Genomic DNA, 17,398 nt, shown 5'->3' with positions numbered 1-17,398 from the left:
TACAGCACACCGATAGCAAACAGTTGATCACCTGCTCGGGTTCAACGCTACCGGAAAACGGCCCCGGAAACGGCAAACCCCCGGCACCCGATACCGGTGCCGGGGGTTCGCCGTACGAAACTCAGGCGTTGCCGTTGAAAAGCCCGGTGACGGAACCGTTCTCGAACACCTCGCGGATGGTCTGCGCCAGCAGCGGAGCGATCGACAGCACGGTCAGCGTCGGGAACTTCTTCTCCTCGGTCAGCGGCAGCGTATTGGTGACCACGACCTCCTTGGCTCCGCAGCTCGCCAGCCGCTCAGCGGCCGGGCTGGAGAGGATGCCGTGGGTGGCGGCGATGACCACATCGGTCGCGCCCGCCTCCTTGAGCACGTTCACCGCGCCGGCGATGGTGCCGCCGGTGTCGATCATGTCGTCGATCAGGATGCAGGTGCGGCCCTCGACCTCACCGACGACGCGGTTGGCCACCACCTGGTTGGGCACCAGCGGGTCGCGGGTCTTGTGGATGAACGCCATCGGCGCGTCGGCCAGCGCGTTGGCCCACTTCTCGGCCACCTTCACCCGGCCCGCGTCGGGAGAGACGACGGTGACGTTCTCCAGCGGGTAGTTGTTGCGAATGTGCTCGACCAGCTGTACCTGCGCGTGCATGTGATCGACCGGGCCGTCGAAGAAACCCTGGATCTGATCGGTGTGCAGGTCGACGGTGATGATGCGGTCCGCGCCCGCGGTCTTGAGCAGGTCCGCGACCAGGCGGGCCGAGATGGGCTCGCGGCCGCGGTGCTTCTTGTCCTGGCGGGCGTAGGGGTAGAACGGCAGCACCGAGGTGATCCGCTTGGCCGAACCGCGCTTGAGCGCGTCCAGCATGATCAGGTGCTCCATGACCCACTGGTTCAGCGGGGCCGGGAAGCTCTGGATGACGAAGGCGTCGGAGCCGCGCACCGATTCCTCGAACCGGACGAAGGTCTCGCCGTTGGCGAAGTCCCGGGCGGTCTGCGGGGTGACGTGGACATTGAGTTCCTTGGCCACCTCCTCCGCCAGCTCGGGATGAGCGCGTCCCGAGAACAGCATCAGGTTCTTCTGGTTATCGGTAGAGAACGCGGTCACTGACGTTCGCCATCCTTTTGCTCGTTGGTCGTGTCTGCGGCCGCGAGAGCGGCCTCGGCCGCGCGGGCCGCTTCCGTGCCGGGCCGGTTGCGCTGCACCCAGCCCTCCATATTGCGCTGCGCACCACCGGACACGGCGAGCGCACCCGGGGGGACGTTTCTACGCAGCACAGTACCCGCTGCGGTATACGCTCCATCACCCACCGTCACCGGTGCCACGAACATGGTGTCGCTGCCCGTGCGCACATGGGATCCGACCACCGTGTGGTGCTTCTTCACGCCGTCGTAGTTGACGAAGACGCTGGACGCGCCGATGTTGCTGTACTCGCCTATGGTCGCATCTCCGACGTAGGTCAGGTGCGGAACCTTGGAATGCGCACCGATTGTGGCGTTCTTGGTCTCCACGAAGGCCCCGAGCTTGCCGGAGACCCCGACCACGGTGCCCGGCCGCAGGTAGGTGAAGGGCCCGATATTCGCGCCCGCCCCGATGGTCGCGCCGTCGCCGTGGGTGCGCACCACCCGCGCGCCGTCGCCGACCGTCACATCGGTGAGGGTGCTGTCGGGTCCGATCTCGGCGTCCTCGCCGATCACGGTGTCGCCCAACAGCTGCACGCCGGGCCGGATCACCGCGTCGCGGCCGATGCGCACGCTGGCGTCGATCCAGGTGGTGGCCGGATCGATGACGGTGACCCCGGAGCGCATGTGCCGCTCCACGATGTAGCGGTTGAGCGTGCGCCCGGCCTCGGCCAGCTGCACCCGGTCGTTGACCCCGGTGACCTTGGCCCAGTCCAGCAGTCGCGCGCCGTGCACCGCGTGCCCGGCCTCGCGGGCGAGCTTGAGCACGTCGGTGAGGTACAGCTCGTGCCGGGCGTTGGCGGTGTCGATGCGGCCGATCATGACCCGCAGCACCGCCGCGTCGAAGACGTAGACGCCCGAGTTGACCTCGGTGATGGCGGCCTGTCCGGGGGTGGCGTCGGCGTGCTCCACGATCTCGAGCACCCGGCCGTCGGCGTCGCGCACGATGCGGCCGTAGCCGTTCGGGTCGTCGGGCTCGAAGGTGAGCACGGTGACCGCGGAGCTGTCGGCGTAGCTGCGGTGCTCGTCGAGCAGGGCATTGAGGGTGTGCCCGTCGAGCAGCGGCACATCGGCGTAGGTGACCAGCAGGTCGCCGGAGAAGTCCGCGGGCAGGGCGGTGAGCGCGCACTGCACCGCGTGTCCGGTGCCGCGCTGCTCCTCCTGCACGGCGAGGGTGACCTCACGTCCGAGCTCCGCGCTCACTCGCCCGACGGCCGCTCCCACTTGTTCGCGGTCGTGCCCGACCACGGTGATGAGATGCGCGGGGTCGATCTCGTTCGCCGCATGCAGCGCGTGCGCGAGCATGCTTCGGCCGCCCAGTGGGTGCAATACCTTGGGGGTCTTGGACCGCATTCGGGTTCCGGCTCCGGCGGCGAGAACGACGACGGCGGTCTGCTGTGGCATGGATCTCCCTCGGCTGCCTGTCATCGTGAGTGGGGCTGTCGTGGTGGCACATGGCCTTCCCGTTGGCAAGACTTGCTCCGCCGCCAGGACTCGAACCTGGACAAACTGAACCAAAATCAGTTGTGCTGCCATTACACTACGGCGGATTGCGCACCGGCGGACCGTTTGGTACGCCCGTGCGTCACGGCATGCGGGAACGATCCTCGCATGAAGACGCGCCCACCCGCCACTCTCCCCGCCTCCCGCGTCATAGGCCGGGCGTGGGGTGCCCGCGGACCGGCGGCGGACGACGTGGCCGAGTTTTGGTCGTTCCCGGTGAGTTACCCGGAACCATGCTAGATCAGTTGTGGCGTTTCACGAGCGCGAAGGAGTGAATCACACGGGTGGATGAGCGCCGCGGCGGCACGATCTGAAACAGTTGTAGGACAGTCGGTTGGATCGCAGGGAGGCGAAGCGGTGGGTTCGGGTGAGGGGAACCGCGTGTCGCGCCCACGCATGACCGGGACCCAGCGGCGGCAGCAGCTCATCGAGATCGGGCGGGCGCTGTTCGCCGAGCGGGGCTACGACGCGACGTCGATCGAGGAGATCGCGCAGCGGGCCCAGGTCTCGAAACCGGTGGTGTACGAGCACTTCGGTGGTAAGGAAGGGCTGTACGCGGTGGTGGTGGACCGCGAGATGTCCACCTTGCTCGACATGATCACCGCCTCCCTCACCCAGAACCGGTCGCGGGTGCGGTTGGAACAGGTGGCGCTGGCGTTGCTCACCTATATGGAGGAGCGCACCGACGGGTTTCGCATCCTCATGCGCGACCAGCCCGTCTCCGCCGCCGAGGGCACCTACTCCAGCCTGCTCAACGAGGCGGTGAATCAGGTGGCTCACATACTCGCCGGGGATTTCGAAAAGCGAGGTTTCGATACGAGCCTCGCGACGCTGTACGCGCAGGCGCTCGTCGGCATGGTGGCGACCGCGGCCACCTGGTGGCTCGACGAACGGCAGCCCTCCAAGGAAGTGGTCGCCGCGCATCTGGTGAATCTGTGCTGGAACGGTCTCACGCATTTGGAAGCGGACCCCAAGCTGGCGTCGGAATGGCCCGCCCGCAAAGGGGTATGAACACTGTCACGTGAAATGTCGGTTATGTGGGGGCGGAACTGGATAGTTAACCAGCGAATTGCGAAGGAGGACGGGTCGAATGCTCGAATCGGCTGGCAGCGCGCAGTCGGGTGGTACGGTTCACCCATCCTTCGAGTGCTGTTCGAGCTGTGATGTCGGTCTACTTCGGGATGTCGGTCTACTTCAGGATGGCTGGTTTGATGACAGGCGGATCTGATGGCTAGGCAAGCGCGTGCGGAGATCACTCGCGATTCCGTGCTCGCGGGTGCTGCCGATGTCTTTCTGCGACTGGGCTACGCGAACGCGAGCCTGTCCGAGATCATCGCGCAGTCGAATGTGACCAAGGGCGCCTTGTACTTTCACTTCGGCTCGAAGGAAGAGCTGGCGCGCGCGGTGGTCGACCAGGGCAATGAGCGACTGGTCAGCGCCTGCCAGGGCTTCTTCGATCCGCGCGTGCCCGCGCTGGAGGCGTGCATCGGCATCACCTACGTGGTCGCCGACCTGACCATGAACGATCCGATGGTCGGGGCCATGCTCAAACTGACCCACCAGATCGGCGACTACCGCGGCGCGAACGGCGACAATATCGCCAAGACCTGGGGCGAGACGCACCGTTTGCTCGCCGAACGCGCCATCGCGCAGGGCGACCTGAAGCCGGACCTCGACCCCGAGACCATCGGCCTGCTGCTGCAGGAGATGACGACGGGCGTGCACATCGTCGCCGTCAGCACCGACTCCATCGACCAGATGGCGACCCGCATGGAACGCGCCTGGTACTTCCTGCTGCCCTCCATCGTCCCGGAGGAGAAGGTGGCCTACTTCCGCGAGTTCGCCGCCCGCCGCCTCCGCCGCTACGTGCTGTAATTTTGGCCTCCGCTCCGCTCCGGCGGGGTTTGCGGCGCTGGAAGTCCCGGTTCTTCCCTCCCGCCGCTCCTCCGCTTCGCTCCCCCGCTCTGGTCAGTCCAGAACCGGGACGCGCCGCAAACCCCGGGGAGTTGCCGGTGTGGAGTGGTGAATCCTGGCGGGTTGATCGTCTGTGGGTGGAGTTGGGATGCGGCGCAGGTGGGGTGATTCGGGGGCCGTGCGGGGGTGGCGCGCACTCGATGAGTGTGGTGTGTCGCCTCCGTCGGTGTTCGGCATGCTCGCCGCGTGGGGCGGCGGGCTGCGGTGTCGGCGTGAACTACTAGACTCTGTTGGCCGTCCGAATCGCTGATCCGCGTCCAGGAGTCTGCCCATGCCCTCGAACCGTCCACCCCTGGCTGGATTGGCGGCGGCGGCCGCGGCCGATACCGCGCTGCGGCAGGTCGCGGGGCTGATCGGGCGAGAGTCGGCCATGCTGGTCGCGCCGTCGGCGGTGCGGCCCTTCGTGGCGGCGACCATCGCCGAGCAGCGGCCGCTGGTCGTGGTGACGGCGACCGGGCGGGAGGCCGACGACCTCACCGTGGAGCTCGCGGAGATCCTGGGCGACGCCGTTGCGCAGTTCCCGTCGTGGGAGACGCTGCCGCACGAGCGGCTGTCCCCGAGCGCCGACACCGTGGGCCGGCGGCTGCAGGTGCTGCGGCGGCTGGCGCACCCCGACGACGCCCGCTACGGCGAGCCGCTGCGCGCGGTGGTGACCACCGTGCGCTCGCTCATGCAGCCCATGGCGCGCGGGCTCGGCGAGATCGAACCCATCGTCCTGAGCCTGGGCGAACAGCACGATTTCGACGAATTGCTCACGCGGCTGGTGGAATTCGCCTACGAGCGGGTCGATATGGTCGGCAAGCGCGGCGAGTTCGCGGTGCGCGGCGGCATTCTCGATATCTTCCCGCCCACCGCCGATCATCCTGTGCGCGTGGAGTTCTGGGGTGACGAGGTCAGTGAGCTGCGTGCCTTCTCGGTTGCCGACCAGCGTTCGCTGCCGGATGTCGCCACCGCCGTGGTCATCGCCCAGCCCTGCCGGGAACTGTTGCTCACCAAGGAACTTCGCGAGCGCGCCGCCCAGGTCGCCACCGAGAACCCGGCCGACGCCGCGCTGGTGGAGATGCTGGACAAGCTGGCCCAGGGCATCCCCGTGGAGGGCATGGAGGCGCTGCTGCCGGTGCTGCAACCGGGCGAACTGCACCTGCTCACCGACACCGTGGCGCAGCACACCCACGTGCTGCTGTGCGATCCGGAGAAGATCCGCACCCGCGCCGCCGATCTGGTGCGCACCGGCCAGGAGTTCCTGGAGGCGTCGTGGACGGCCGCCTCCTTCGGCGGGGCCGCGCCGCTGGGCGCGCACGGACTCGACCTCGCCGCCTCCGCCTACCGCGGCCTGGACGTGGTGCGCGCCGATGCCGAGCAGCGGGGCCTGGCCTGGTGGACGCTGAGCCCCCTGGCAGCCGACGATCCGAACGAGATCGCGCTGCCGGTGCTGTCCGCCCCCGCCGCCCGCGGTTCCGAGGAACTGGTCGCCACCATCTTCGCGTCGCTGCGCGCCCACGTCACCACGGGCGGGCGCGCGGTGATCGTGGTGGCGGGGCACGGCACCGCGCAGCGCGTGCTGGAGCGGCTGCGCGACGTCGAGGTGCCCGCCGCGGCATTGGAGCCGGGCGCACAGCCGGTCGACGGACTGGTCGGGGTGCTGTGCGGTTCCCTGCACGACGGCATCGTGTTCGACGACGCCAAGCTGGTGGTGATCGCGGAGTCGGACCTCACCGGCAATCGCGTCACCGCCCCGCAGGAGGGCAAGAAGCTCGCCGCCCGCCGCCGCAACCAGGTCGATCCGCTGGCGTTGAAGGCCGGGGACATGGTGGTGCACGATCAGCACGGCATCGGCCGCTTCGTGGAGATGATCGAGCGCACCATCGGCGGTGCCCGCCGCGAGTACCTGGTCATCGAGTACGCGCCGTCCAAACGCGGCCAGCCCGGCGACCGGCTGTTCGTGCCCATGGACGCCCTCGACCAGCTCTCCCGCTATGTGGGCGGTGAGATGCCGTCGCTGTCCAAACTCGGCGGCTCCGACTGGGCGAACACCAAGCGCAAGGCCCGCAAGGCGGTGCGCGAGATCGCCACCGAACTCGTGCAGCTGTACGCGGCGCGCCAGGCCGCGCCCGGCCACGCCTTCGGCCCGGACACGCCGTGGCAGCAGGAGATGGAGGACGCCTTCGTCTTCACCGAGACCGTCGATCAGCTCACCGCCATCGCCGAGGTGAAGGCGGATATGGAGAAGTCGGTACCGATGGACCGCGTGGTCTGCGGTGACGTCGGCTACGGCAAGACCGAGATCGCGGTGCGCGCCGCCTTCAAGGCGGTGCAGGACGGCAAGCAGGTGGCGGTGCTGGTGCCCACCACCCTGCTGGCGCAGCAGCATCTACAGACCTTCGTCGAGCGCACCTCGGGCTTCCCGGTGACCGTGAAGGGGCTCTCGCGCTTCACCGACGCCGCCGAATCGCGGGAGATCCTGGAGGGGATGGCCGCCGGTGACGTGGATATCGTCGTCGGCACCCACCGGCTGCTCCAGACCGGCGTCCGCTGGAAGGACCTGGGACTGGTCATCATCGACGAGGAGCAGCGGTTCGGCGTCGAGCACAAGGAACACATCAAGGCGCTGCGCACACACGTGGACGTGCTCACCATGTCCGCCACGCCGATTCCGCGCACCCTGGAGATGTCGCTGGCCGGCATTCGCGAGATGTCCACCATCCTCACCCCGCCCGAGGAGCGGCATCCGATCCTCACCTATGTCGGCGCGTACAACGACAAGCAGGTGGCCGCGGCCATCCGCCGCGAGCTGCTACGCGACGGCCAGGTGTTCTACGTGCACAACCGGGTGTCCTCCATCGACAAGGCGGCCAAGCGGATTCGCGACCTGGTGCCCGAGGCCCGGGTGGTGGTGGCGCACGGCCAGATGAACGAGGACGTGCTGGAGAAGACCGTGCAGGGCTTCTGGGAGCGCGAGTACGACGTGCTGGTGTCCACCACCATTATCGAGACCGGGTTGGACATCTCCAATGCCAACACCCTGATCGTGGAGCGCGCCGACACCCTCGGGCTGTCCCAGCTGCACCAGCTGCGCGGCCGGGTGGGACGCAGCCGCGAGCGCGGGTACGCGTACTTCCTGTATCCGCCGGAGAAGCCGCTCACCGAGACCGCCTACGACCGGCTGGCCACCATCTCGCAGAACTCGGATCTGGGCGCGGGCATGGCGGTCGCCATGAAGGACCTCGAGATTCGCGGTGCGGGCAATGTGCTCGGCGCGGAGCAGTCCGGACACGTGGCCGGGGTCGGCTTCGATCTCTATGTGCGACTGGTGGGCGAGGCGGTGGAGGCGTACCGCGCCGCCGCCGACGGCAAGCCCATCACCGTGGACGAGGAGGTCAGGGAGGTGCGCATCGACCTGCCGGTGGACGCGCACATCCCGCCCGACTACATCGGCTCGGACCGCCTGCGCCTGGAGGCGTATCGCAAACTCGCCGCCGCGCAAGATGATTCGGCCATCGCGGCCGTGGTGGAGGAGCTGGTGGACCGCTACGGCCCGCTGCCGGTGGAGGTGGGCCGCCTGGTCTCGGTGGCCAAGTTGAAGCTTCTGGCCCGCGAGTACGGCGTCGCCGAGATCGGCGTCACCGGCACCACGCTGAAGATCGCGCCGCTGCAACTGCCGGACTCGAAACAGTTGCGGCTCAAGCGCATCTACCCCAACGCCAGCTACCGTGCCGCCACCGGCATCGTCCAGCTGCCGCTGCCGCGGGTGGAGGACAGCGTCGGCGCGCACCGCATCCGCGATGTGCGACTGCTCCAGTGGGTGGCCGATCTGCTGCTCGCCCTGGACGGAAAGGCCCAGGGTGCGGTCGATCTCACCGTGGAGACCGAGGTGAGCGCGGCCCGATGAGCGGGGATGCGAACGGGCGCACGGTATCCGGCAACGGGCAGGCGGCCGACACCGCCCGCATGACGGAGGCGCTGGCCGAGGCGGTCGATGTCATGGACCGGCTGTGGAACTTCGGCGGCTGGGAGGTGACCCAGACCCACGACTCGCTGCGCCCCTATCTGCTCGAGGAGACCTACGAACTGCTCGACGCCATTCAGCAGGCCGACACGCGGACCATTCGGGAGGAACTCGGCGACCTGCTGCTGCAGGTGCTGTTCCATTCCCGAATCGCCGAAGCCGCGGGCGAATTCACCGTTGCCGACGTGGCAGCCACGCTGGTGGACAAGCTCACGCACCGCAGCCCGCACCTGCTCGACGGCTCCATCGGCCCCGACACCGCCCCCGAGCAGAAGATCGCCGCCCAGGAACGCGCCTGGGAGGAACGCAAATCCACCGAGAAGTCCCGCCGCTCCTGCCTGGACGGCATCGCCATGGCCCAACCGGCCCTGGCGCTGGCCGAGAAGGTGCTCTCGCGCAGCCGCAGAGCGGGCCTGCCGGACCGGCTCGTACCCGACGACCTCCGCACCGTCACCCTCGAGCGCGGCGACAGTGCCGAGGAACGCCTCCGCAAGGCCACCCTCACCTTCGCCGCCGCCATCCGCACCGCCGAGGACCGCGCCGAAGCGGCGCGCGGCGAGCGCCAACCCCTCACCATCGAGGACTGGCTCCAGTTCTGGCCCGCGGCCTGACTCGATGCGTGGTCGCCGACGCCGCGCCCGCGGTGGTGTGTGGCGGCACCCGCCGAGGTGTCGACCGGCGTCGACGCGGCTGTCGCGGTGCGAAATCCGCCGCTTCCGGTGGCTGCGGCGGCGCGGTAGGTTTCGTGGGGACGGTGGCGGGCAATCCCGATGGTTCGGGACGTCGGTTCCAGGGAGGCGGCATGCGGGGCCGTGGGATTGCGGCGTTGGTGGCCGTGCTGTTCTTGCTGACCGGGTGCGGACAGGTGGTGGGGGGCAGGGCCGAGCCCGATCCGGCGGTGGCGGGCCTGCCGCGGCTCGGGGCGGAACAGGTCGGGGAGGTGCTGCTGCCGATCTCGGAGATCGAGTCGATCGTGGACACCACCGGGCTGACGCAGTCGTACGAGGCGGCGAGTACCGCCGCGCCCCGCGAGACCATCGGCCCGGCGCGGTGCGCGGCACTGGTGTACACCGGGCACGACAGCGTGTACGGCGGCGAGTGGACGGCCTTGCGCACCAAGGTGTTCCGGCAACCGGGGGACCGGTACACGCACTTCGTCTATCAGACCGCGGTGACCTTCCGGAACTTCCTCGCCGCGGAGGCGCTCGTCGACCGGTACCGCGCGGTCATCGCCGACTGCCGGGATCGAAACGTCACCGTCTCGGCCTCCGGGCAGGATGCGCTGACCTGGCGGGTCGCCGACACCACGCGCCCGGCCCCGGCGGGCCAGGTCGCGGTCGGCTGGACCACCACGGAGCAGGGCAATGACTGGATCTGCGACAACCACGCGCGCACCACGGGCAATACCGTGATCGAGGCGAGTACCTGTTCGGTCGGCAATGCCCGCGCCGCACAGGTGATCGCGGACCGCATCGCGGCCGAGGTCGGCCGCCGCTGAGCCCGTCCTGAGCGCCGCGCCGGGTCACTCTCCGGCGAGGTAGCGTTCCACCGTGTCGACCTTCGCCGTCATGGCCCCGGTCACCCCCGGCCGCACATCGGCTTTTCACCCGCGAGCCCTGCGTCGGCCACACTCGACCCATGGTCTATGGCATCCACCACATCGGTACTCTCGACGACCCTGCCGAACGAGGCGTAACCCCGATTGCCGACGTACCCGGTGATTTCGCACCGTTCGGGGTAACTCACCGGGTACGTCCGGAATCGGTTCGGCTCCGCCCGCAGGCGCTCGTGCACGAGAGTGAACGGCTCTCGGCTACACGCTGAAGTTCCGGGGCGGCGGGGGAGCGAGGGTCATACGTTGACGCCGTAGTCGCGGGCGATGCCCGCGAGGCCGGACGCGTAGCCCTGGCCGATGGCCCGGAACTTCCACTCCGACCCGTGCCGGTACAGCTCGCCGAACACCATGGCGGTCTCGGTGGAGGCGTCCTCGGTCAGGTCGAAGCGGGCCAGTTCCGAGCCGGTCGCCGCGTCCACCACCCGGATGTAGGCATTGCGGATCTGTCCGAAGGACTGCCGCCGCGCCTCCGCGTCGTGAATGGACACCGGGAAGAAGACATTGGTGATCGTGGGCGGCATGGCGGCCAGGTCGACATTGATCACCTCGTCGTCGCCGTCGCCCTCACCGGTGAGGTTGTCCCCGGTGTGCTCGATGGTGCCCTCCGGCGAGCGCAGGTTGTTGTAGAAGATGAAATGCGCGTCCGACAGCACCCGCATATTCGATCCGCAGGCCAGCGCGCTCGCGTCCAGGTCGTAGTCCGCACCGGTCGTGGTGCGTACGTCCCAGCCGAGGCCGACCTGCACCTTGGTCAGATTGGGGGCCTGCTTGGACAGCGAAACATTTCCGCCCTTGGCCAGGGTGACGCTCATGATCTCCTTCCCCGCGGTGCACTTCGTACCGCATCCCCACCCGATTATGGTCGAAATGGTGACCTGTTGTGCCAGTTCATTTCTGGAACGGCGGCTCGGACCGCTGCTGATCCGCCTCGCCGCCGCTCGCGGTCAGTCGAGTCCGGCCGCGAGTTCGCGCAGCGCCGCCACCCGTTCCTCCAGGTAACGCAGTTCGCCGGGGTCGAGCACGGTGCGCTGGATACCGGCCGCGACCGTGAACGCCGACTGGCGGTGATCGTCGATGGCGGCCACCTCGATGGCGACCGCCACGTAGTCGCGCGCGGTGGGCATGGGATCGGCGACCACCCGCGCGCTGCCGCGTGCGCACAGCGCCACATCGCCGCCGCCGAGGATCAGCAGTGCCACCTCGGGGTGCTCCCGCAGCCGGGCCAGCGAGCCGCGATCGAATTTCAGGCTCAGCAGGATGCGGTGGTCGCCCGCGCGGACCGGCCACGAGACCGGAATGGCGTGCGGGCCGCCGTCGGTGGTCACGAGCACCGCGATGGTGTCGACCGGCCACTCCGGGAGCACGTCCAACTGCGGATGGTCTGTCGAGGGCTCCTGACGCTGCTGGGCACGCGTAACCATCTTCGTCACCTCACGATCGTCTCGACGCAGCGGGCTGGACTGCGCTACTTGCAGTGTAAGCCGTTGTGACGCTGCTCTGCTGGGGTCCGAAGATCACATACCGCTCACATGTCGGCGGTTACGGATGTGAAAACCTTGACAGATGGTGCGACGGATGTCATTGACGAAGTGACTTCGGAGGTTCATCATTCGTAACAGTTCCTCGTCCAATCGAGGTCGCGCGAGTAACCGGCCGATGACCGCCCGGTGAAGATCGTCCGCCGCATCCGGCGTCGACGAACGCGGGCAGTATCCAACAGACGCGCGTCGGGCGCGTCACCAGTGAGTGAGGTGAGTGCGACATGGGATTCCACCCGCATCGGCAGCGTCTCTATCCGCGCACCATACTCACGGCTCCGTTCTTCTGAATGCGCCCAGTCGATTTCGCGACTCGCCCCGTGCCGTGGGCGAGTCGCGTCGGCGCATGTGTCCAGGCGTGAGGTGATAGGCGCGACAGAGCGGAGAACGGTGATGGTGGATATGGGTGCGGTGCAGCCGGAGACGGTGGAGATGGTGGCGCGGGCGACCGCCGCGAATCTGGCGGTGTCGACGACGGTGGTGGACGATCTGCGATATCTGCGGGCGGAGTTGACGGCCGCGGACCTGCCGTTCCTGCTGGTGCGGGACTGCGATCACCGGCTGGTGCTGGCGGTGGACGCCGCGCACCGTTCGGCGTTGCGCCGGGTGCTGGGCGCGGCGATGATGGCTGGATTCTCGTGCAACGAGAAGCAGCGCAATGTGTTCCGGCTGGGCCGGGACCTGGATCCGGCGCATCACGTGGAACTCGAACTGTGGGAGTACCACGGCGACACCGTGGAGTGCCCGCGGCCGAACGCCTTGACCCGCACCGTCTTCGACCTGGCCGATGTGGAGCAGTCCACGGTGCTGCTCTACGAGCTGAGCTGGCCGACGCTCGCCGGCATGTTCGCGCCCAACACCACCGATGTCGGCTTCGACATCGACATCGTGTTCTCGTGGGTGGACGGTTCCGATCCGGAGTTCCGGGCGCGGCGCGCGGGCATGATGGCGCAGGTCGTGGTCGGTGAGGGGGACGAGGCCGATGCGCGCATCCGCCAGATCGACGAGTTGCGCTACGCGCTGCGCGCGGTGCACAAGAACGCGCCGTGGATCCGCCGCATCTTCATCGCCACCGACTCCGCGGTGCCGGATTGGCTCGCCGAGGACCCGCAGGTCACCATTGTCCGTGCCGTGGACCACTTCGCGGACCGCAGCGGCCTGCCGATCTTCAATTCCCATGCGGTGGAATGCCAGTTGCAGCACATCGAGGGGCTGAGCGAGCACTTCCTGTACTCCAACGACGACATGTTCTTCGCCCGCCCGGTGCGTCCGTCCATGTTCTTCACCCCGGCCGGGGTGAGCCGCTTCATCGAGGCGGACACCCGGATCGGGCCGGGCTCGAACAACGAGCGCCGCAGCGGATTCGAGAATGCCGCGCGGGTGAATCGGGCGCTGCTGCGGCAGCGGTTCGGCCACGTCATCACCAGGCATCTGGAACACACGCCGGTTCCGTTGCGGCGCAGCGTACTCCACGAGATGGAGCGGGAATTCGCGGCCGATTTCGCACGCACCCGCACCAGCCGGTTCCGGGCCGCCACCGATATCTCGGTGACGAATTCGCTCTACCACTACTACGCGCTGTTCACCGGCCGGGCGGTGCCGCAGGAGCGCGGCAAGGTGCGCTACGTCGACACCACCCTCTACACCGGGCTCGCGCTGCTGGACGGGCTGGCCCGGCGTCGCAATGTGGACTTCTTCTGCCTCAACGACGGCAGCTTCCCGGAGGTGCCGGAGGCGGAGCGGGTGCGGGCGGTCTCGGAATTCCTGGAGACCTACTACCCGGAGCCCGCTCCGTGGGAGAAGCCGGAGTCGGTGGCGGGAGCGCTGTTCGAATCCGGCGCCGCCTGATCGGTTCTAGCTGACCGATTCGCCGTCGTTCTCGGGCGTGGTGGCCGGTCGCTGCACGACGTGCGGAATCCCGGCGGCCGGCGGTATCACGATGCCCGCGTCCGCCAGCTTGCGCGCCGCCTGCTCCGGGGTGGCCGGTTCCCCGACCGTCGGCCCCGACCCGATCGGCACCACCGAATGCACCACGGTGTCCGGGTAGACGTGCACGTAGTTGAACGCCTGCGCGCCGTCCCGCCCGCGGATGCCGCCCCGGGCCACCGCCAGGTCCTGGCTGTAGCAGGTCGCCGACGCCACCGACACCGGAATCCCGGCGAAGGTGGCGCTGGTGGAGAAGTGCAGGTGCCCGGCCAGGATGGCGCGCACATCGGTGCCGTCCAGCACGTCGGCGAGGCGGCGCTGATCGCGCAGCTCCACCGTCACGGCCAAGTCGATTACGCACGGCACCGGCGGATGGTGCATGGCCAGCACGGTCCCGAACGGCGCGGGCTCGCAGAGCACCGTGCGCAGCCATTCCAGCTGGGCCGGGGTGATCTCGCCGTAGTGGTGGCCGGGCACGGTGGTGTCCAGCACCACGACGCGCAACCCGTCGAACATGTGCACCTGGTCGTACGGCGTGGTGGAACCCGGCTCGTCCAACAGGTTTTCGCGCAGCGCGGTGCGGTCGTCGTGGTTGCCGGCCACCCACACCAGCGGCGCGCCCACCCGCTCGGCGAAGGGCTCCACGAGGTTGCGCAGCTTGGTGTACGCGCCCGGCTCACCGTGGTCGGTGAGGTCCCCGGTGAACACGATGGCGGTCGGTGTGATGCCGCTGGCCTCGGCCTGCGCCAGCAGTTGGGATAGGCGTCGCTCGGCGTCCACCGCGCCGTAGAGCGCGGTGTCGGCGGCGATCAGGTGCGTATCGCTGAAGTGGAACAGCACGTGATCGGGTCTCGGGTACTCGGCGACTCTGGTGATGTACACGGACATCCTCCCCGGCGGTTTCGTCTTCGCCCTTGCTTGCCGATTCCGTCGGCCAGAATAGCGAAGCCGTTTCTTCCAGCCTGCCCGCGCCCAGTGACGGCATGCTTGCGGAAAGATGAGATTTACGTGTCGGCTTCAACTCCCGAGGCTATTGGCCAGCACGCGGGGATACTCCTGCTCACGCGCGTCCAGCAGTGCGAAGTAGCGGCGCAGCATCAGCACAGCGGTGGTGGCGAGACCGGCGGCGAGACCCCACCAGACGCCCGCCGCCCCCAGGTGCAGCGGGTAGGCGAGCAGCAGCGCCGTGGGCAATCCCACAGCCCAGTAGCCGATCAGCGACAGCCGGAACCCCGCCTTGGTGTCCTTCAGGCCGCGCAGCAGCCCCACGCCGATGTTCTGGGCCGCGTCGAAGAACTGGAGCACGATGGCGATCAACAGCAGGGTGTGCGCCAACGCGACGGTATCGGCGTCGGCGTCGCCGAGGAAGGGTTTCAGCACCCAGTCCGGGGCGAGTACGTAGGCCGCGCCGGTGACCGCGGCGACGATGGCCGCGTAGCGCAGCGCCAGCCAGGCCACCGAGCGCGCGTGCGGGTATTCGTCGCGCGCCACCGTCGTGCTCACCAGGATGGAGGAGCCGTGCGAGAGTCCGATGGCGACCTGGAAGACGATGTAGACGATCTGGTAGACGACATTGTGCGCGGCCAGCGCGGCGGCCCCCAGCGTGCCCATGACCAGGGCGAGCACCGAGAACATGCCCGCCTCGGAGCCGTAGGTGAGCGCGATGGGGGTGCCCAGCTTCAGCTCGTCGCGCACCGTCCGCATGCGCACGGGCCACATTCGAATCGGCAGCGTCCGACCGAGCTTCGGGTCGCGCCGCACCATGGCCCAGAACACGCCGAAGGTGATGAGGAAGACCAGCGAGGTGGCGACGCCGATACCGGTCAGCCCGAGCGCGGGCATTCCGAGCCAGCCGTGCATGAGTCCCAGCGCCAGCACGAGATTGAGCGCCACCGAGCCGAGCGTCACCAGCAGCAGCGCCTGGGGCCGCTGCATGCCGACGGTGTACTGCCGCAGCACCTGGAACCACAGGCAGGGCAGCAGGCCGGGGGCCAGCGCCACCATCATGGGGCGCGCCGCCTCCAGTACCGAGGCGTCCTGGCCCAGCCATTGCAGGCTCCAGCCGAGCCCGATCAGCAGCGCGCCGCCGAGGACGCCGGCCAGGGTGGCGATGAGGAAGCTCGACCGCACCACCTCGCGCACCTCGCGCTCGGCGCTCATGCCGCGCTTGTCGGCGCGGCTCACCACCGTGGCGACCTGATTGCCGGTGCCCGTGATCAACCCGACGCACATGGTGCGGATCTGGTTGAACAGCACCAGCGCCAGTCCGCCCGCCGCCACCTGCTGCACCCCGAGGCTGCCCATGAGCGCGATATTGGTGGTGGAGACCGCCACCTGGGCCAGTTGGGTCAGTGCGATCGGCGTCGCCAGCGCGGTGAGCCGTCGTCCATCGGACTGCCGAGCGGCGATGTTCATTTGGCCGCTACTCCCTGCACCGGCTCGCGCCGATCGGCGGGCAGCACGATGGTGTGCGTCGCGCGGCGCGAGCCGGTCGCCGCGGCGTCGGGGGTCGACGCGGCGGCGCGGCGGCGAGCCGACGAGGGCAGCCGGTCGAGCATGGCGGCGACGGCGCGTTCGGTCTCGGCGTCGAGGAGATCGCGGTCGCTCATCCAGTCGTCGTCGAACACGGTGTCGAGGTACTTCTCGCCACCGTCGCAGACAATGGTGACCACGCTGGATCCGGCCGGGAAGTCGTCGAGCCGTCGCAGCGCCGCGAAGACCGAGCCGCCCGCGGAACCGCCGATCATGAGGCCGAGTTCGGCGGCCAGCACCCGCGCGGTGGCGAACGCCTCCACATCGGAGACCTTGACGCCCTCCTCGAGCAGCCCCAGATCCTCGGCGACGATCTTGCCCGGATCGGCCCCTTCCGGGGTGCCGGTGCCGGACTGCCAGTACGGTCCGGCCGGTCCGCCGAAGGCGATGGACCCGACCGGCTCCACCCCGTAGAGCCGCGGCTCGAATCCGTGCTCACGCAGGCGGCGCGCGGTGCCGAACATGGATCCGCCGGTGCCGACCGCGGAAATCAGCACGTCGACCCGGCCGAGTTCGGCCAGCAACTCGTCGGCCAGCGCGTAGTAACCGAGGGCATTGGCATCGTTGTTGTGCTGTTCGGTGAAGTAGGCATTCGGGGCTGTTCCGGCGTCGCGTGCCGCCTCGCATTCCTCGCGCGCCATTTTCTCGGCGAGTTCCTCGCGTGCCGAGGTGGAAAGGCTGTCATCGCCTTCGTCCGCTACGAACACCAGTTCGGCACCCATGGCTTTCATCGCACGCAACTTGTCTTTACAGGCGTGGTGGTCGACCACCGCGGTAAAGCGATACCCACGCTCGGCCGCTACAACCGCCAGACCGAGTCCGGTATTTCCGGAGGTCGACTCGATGATGTGACCGCCGGGGAGGAGTAGCCCGCGTTGTTCGGCGTCGTCCACCATGGCGCGGGCCATTCGAATCTTCGCCGCGCCGGTGGGATTGAGGTTCTCCAATTTCAGATACAACCTGGTGCCGGTGTCAGTGGCGGCCAGTTCGAACAGCGGGGTGTGTCCGATCAGGTCTGTCACACGGGTGACAACCGACATCGCGGGATTCTCCTCAGGGATCGGGTAAGGCATGGATGGATTCGAGTGCGGCCGAACGGCCTGAAACGCTAGGTAAGCCTAAGCGTTG

General features: G+C 68.5%; 13 protein-coding genes and 1 tRNA gene. 6 read left to right on the top strand and 8 right to left on the bottom strand.

Annotated elements, in window-relative coordinates:
• Positions 1–121: 121 nt before the first annotated feature.
• From QMO76_RS10250 to QMO76_RS10240, 3 genes are all read right to left on the bottom strand, one after another.
• Entirely contained in the window at positions 122–1,102 is a 981-nt protein-coding gene (locus QMO76_RS10250) for a ribose-phosphate diphosphokinase (protein ID WP_306360962.1), read from the bottom strand.
• On the bottom strand, positions 1,099–2,580 hold the full coding sequence (gene glmU / locus QMO76_RS10245; RefSeq protein WP_306360961.1) for a bifunctional UDP-N-acetylglucosamine diphosphorylase/glucosamine-1-phosphate N-acetyltransferase GlmU: 1,482 nt from the start codon (positions 2,578–2,580) through the stop codon (positions 1,099–1,101). The genes QMO76_RS10250 and glmU overlap by 4 nt, the downstream gene beginning before the upstream one ends.
• 75 nt (positions 2,581–2,655) lie before the next feature.
• Positions 2,656–2,726, bottom strand: a tRNA-Gln gene (locus tag QMO76_RS10240).
• Between the two features lie 349 nt (positions 2,727–3,075).
• Between QMO76_RS10240 and QMO76_RS10235 the strand changes: the two genes are divergently transcribed.
• From QMO76_RS10235 to QMO76_RS10215, 5 genes are all read left to right on the top strand, one after another.
• Positions 3,076–3,690 (top strand): TetR/AcrR family transcriptional regulator, encoded by a 615-nt coding sequence (locus QMO76_RS10235; protein ID WP_306361146.1) that lies wholly within the window; start codon positions 3,076–3,078, stop codon positions 3,688–3,690.
• Positions 3,691–3,906: 216 nt separating this feature from the next.
• Positions 3,907–4,554, top strand: coding sequence for a TetR/AcrR family transcriptional regulator (locus QMO76_RS10230; RefSeq protein ID WP_306360960.1), 648 nt, complete (start codon positions 3,907–3,909; stop codon positions 4,552–4,554).
• 370 nt (positions 4,555–4,924) lie between these two features.
• Positions 4,925–8,542, top strand: coding sequence for a transcription-repair coupling factor (gene mfd, locus QMO76_RS10225; protein WP_306360959.1), 3,618 nt, complete (start codon positions 4,925–4,927; stop codon positions 8,540–8,542).
• On the top strand, positions 8,539–9,270 hold the full coding sequence (locus tag QMO76_RS10220; RefSeq protein WP_372341941.1) for a MazG family protein: 732 nt from the start codon (positions 8,539–8,541) through the stop codon (positions 9,268–9,270). Before mfd ends, QMO76_RS10220 begins: the two co-directional genes overlap by 4 nt.
• A gap of 191 nt (positions 9,271–9,461) precedes the next feature.
• Complete coding sequence (locus QMO76_RS10215; RefSeq protein ID WP_306360958.1) at positions 9,462–10,157, top strand: sensor domain-containing protein; 696 nt, start codon at positions 9,462–9,464, stop codon at positions 10,155–10,157.
• Positions 10,158–10,510: 353 nt separating this feature from the next.
• Here QMO76_RS10215 and QMO76_RS10210 read toward each other — a convergent pair whose 3' ends face one another.
• A complete protein-coding gene (locus tag QMO76_RS10210; RefSeq protein WP_306360957.1) occupies positions 10,511–11,086 on the bottom strand; it encodes a TerD family protein in 576 nt (191 codons plus the stop codon).
• Positions 11,087–11,218: 132 nt separating this feature from the next.
• Positions 11,219–11,695 carry a pyridoxamine 5'-phosphate oxidase family protein gene (locus QMO76_RS10205; RefSeq protein WP_306360956.1) on the bottom strand — a complete coding sequence of 159 codons (477 nt, stop codon included), beginning with the start codon at positions 11,693–11,695 and terminating at the stop codon, positions 11,219–11,221.
• Between the two features lie 549 nt (positions 11,696–12,244).
• Between QMO76_RS10205 and QMO76_RS10200 the strand changes: the two genes are divergently transcribed.
• Positions 12,245–13,660, top strand: a complete 1,416-nt coding sequence (locus QMO76_RS10200; RefSeq protein ID WP_306361144.1) for a stealth family protein — start codon at positions 12,245–12,247, stop codon at positions 13,658–13,660.
• 6 nt (positions 13,661–13,666) lie between these two features.
• Here QMO76_RS10200 and QMO76_RS10195 read toward each other — a convergent pair whose 3' ends face one another.
• From QMO76_RS10195 to QMO76_RS10185, 3 genes are all read right to left on the bottom strand, one after another.
• Positions 13,667–14,620, bottom strand: coding sequence for a phosphodiesterase (locus QMO76_RS10195; RefSeq protein ID WP_306360955.1), 954 nt, complete (start codon positions 14,618–14,620; stop codon positions 13,667–13,669).
• Between the two features lie 135 nt (positions 14,621–14,755).
• Positions 14,756–16,153: an MATE family efflux transporter gene (locus QMO76_RS10190; protein ID WP_306360954.1), complete on the bottom strand. Its 1,398-nt coding sequence runs from the start codon at positions 16,151–16,153 to the stop codon at positions 14,756–14,758.
• Entirely contained in the window at positions 16,150–17,310 is a 1,161-nt protein-coding gene (locus tag QMO76_RS10185) for a PLP-dependent cysteine synthase family protein (protein WP_306360953.1), read from the bottom strand. The genes QMO76_RS10190 and QMO76_RS10185 overlap by 4 nt, the downstream gene beginning before the upstream one ends.
• Positions 17,311–17,398 lie beyond the last annotated feature (88 nt).

It is taken from the genome of Nocardia sp. CC227C, from assembly GCF_030767025.1.
Classification (GTDB): domain Bacteria; phylum Actinomycetota; class Actinomycetes; order Mycobacteriales; family Mycobacteriaceae; genus Nocardia.
This window is presented reverse-complemented; position numbering and strand designations above follow the sequence as displayed.

Bases quoted from the DNA above. Each gene is read 5' to 3' on its own strand.
- glmU (WP_306360961.1), bottom strand. From the start codon at position 2,580: ATGCCACAGCAGACCGCCGTCGTCGTTCTCGCCGCCGGAGCCGGAACC.
- QMO76_RS10235 (WP_306361146.1), top strand. From the start codon at position 3,076: ATGACCGGGACCCAGCGGCGGCAGCAGCTCATCGAGATCGGGCGGGCG.
- QMO76_RS10230 (WP_306360960.1), top strand. From the start codon at position 3,907: ATGGCTAGGCAAGCGCGTGCGGAGATCACTCGCGATTCCGTGCTCGCG.
- mfd (WP_306360959.1), top strand. From the start codon at position 4,925: ATGCCCTCGAACCGTCCACCCCTGGCTGGATTGGCGGCGGCGGCCGCG.
- QMO76_RS10220 (WP_372341941.1), top strand. From the start codon at position 8,539: ATGAGCGGGGATGCGAACGGGCGCACGGTATCCGGCAACGGGCAGGCG.
- QMO76_RS10215 (WP_306360958.1), top strand. From the start codon at position 9,462: ATGCGGGGCCGTGGGATTGCGGCGTTGGTGGCCGTGCTGTTCTTGCTG.
- QMO76_RS10210 (WP_306360957.1), bottom strand. From the start codon at position 11,086: ATGAGCGTCACCCTGGCCAAGGGCGGAAATGTTTCGCTGTCCAAGCAG.
- QMO76_RS10205 (WP_306360956.1), bottom strand. From the start codon at position 11,695: ATGGTTACGCGTGCCCAGCAGCGTCAGGAGCCCTCGACAGACCATCCG.
- QMO76_RS10200 (WP_306361144.1), top strand. From the start codon at position 12,245: ATGGTGGCGCGGGCGACCGCCGCGAATCTGGCGGTGTCGACGACGGTG.
- QMO76_RS10190 (WP_306360954.1), bottom strand. From the start codon at position 16,153: ATGAACATCGCCGCTCGGCAGTCCGATGGACGACGGCTCACCGCGCTG.
- QMO76_RS10185 (WP_306360953.1), bottom strand. From the start codon at position 17,310: ATGTCGGTTGTCACCCGTGTGACAGACCTGATCGGACACACCCCGCTG.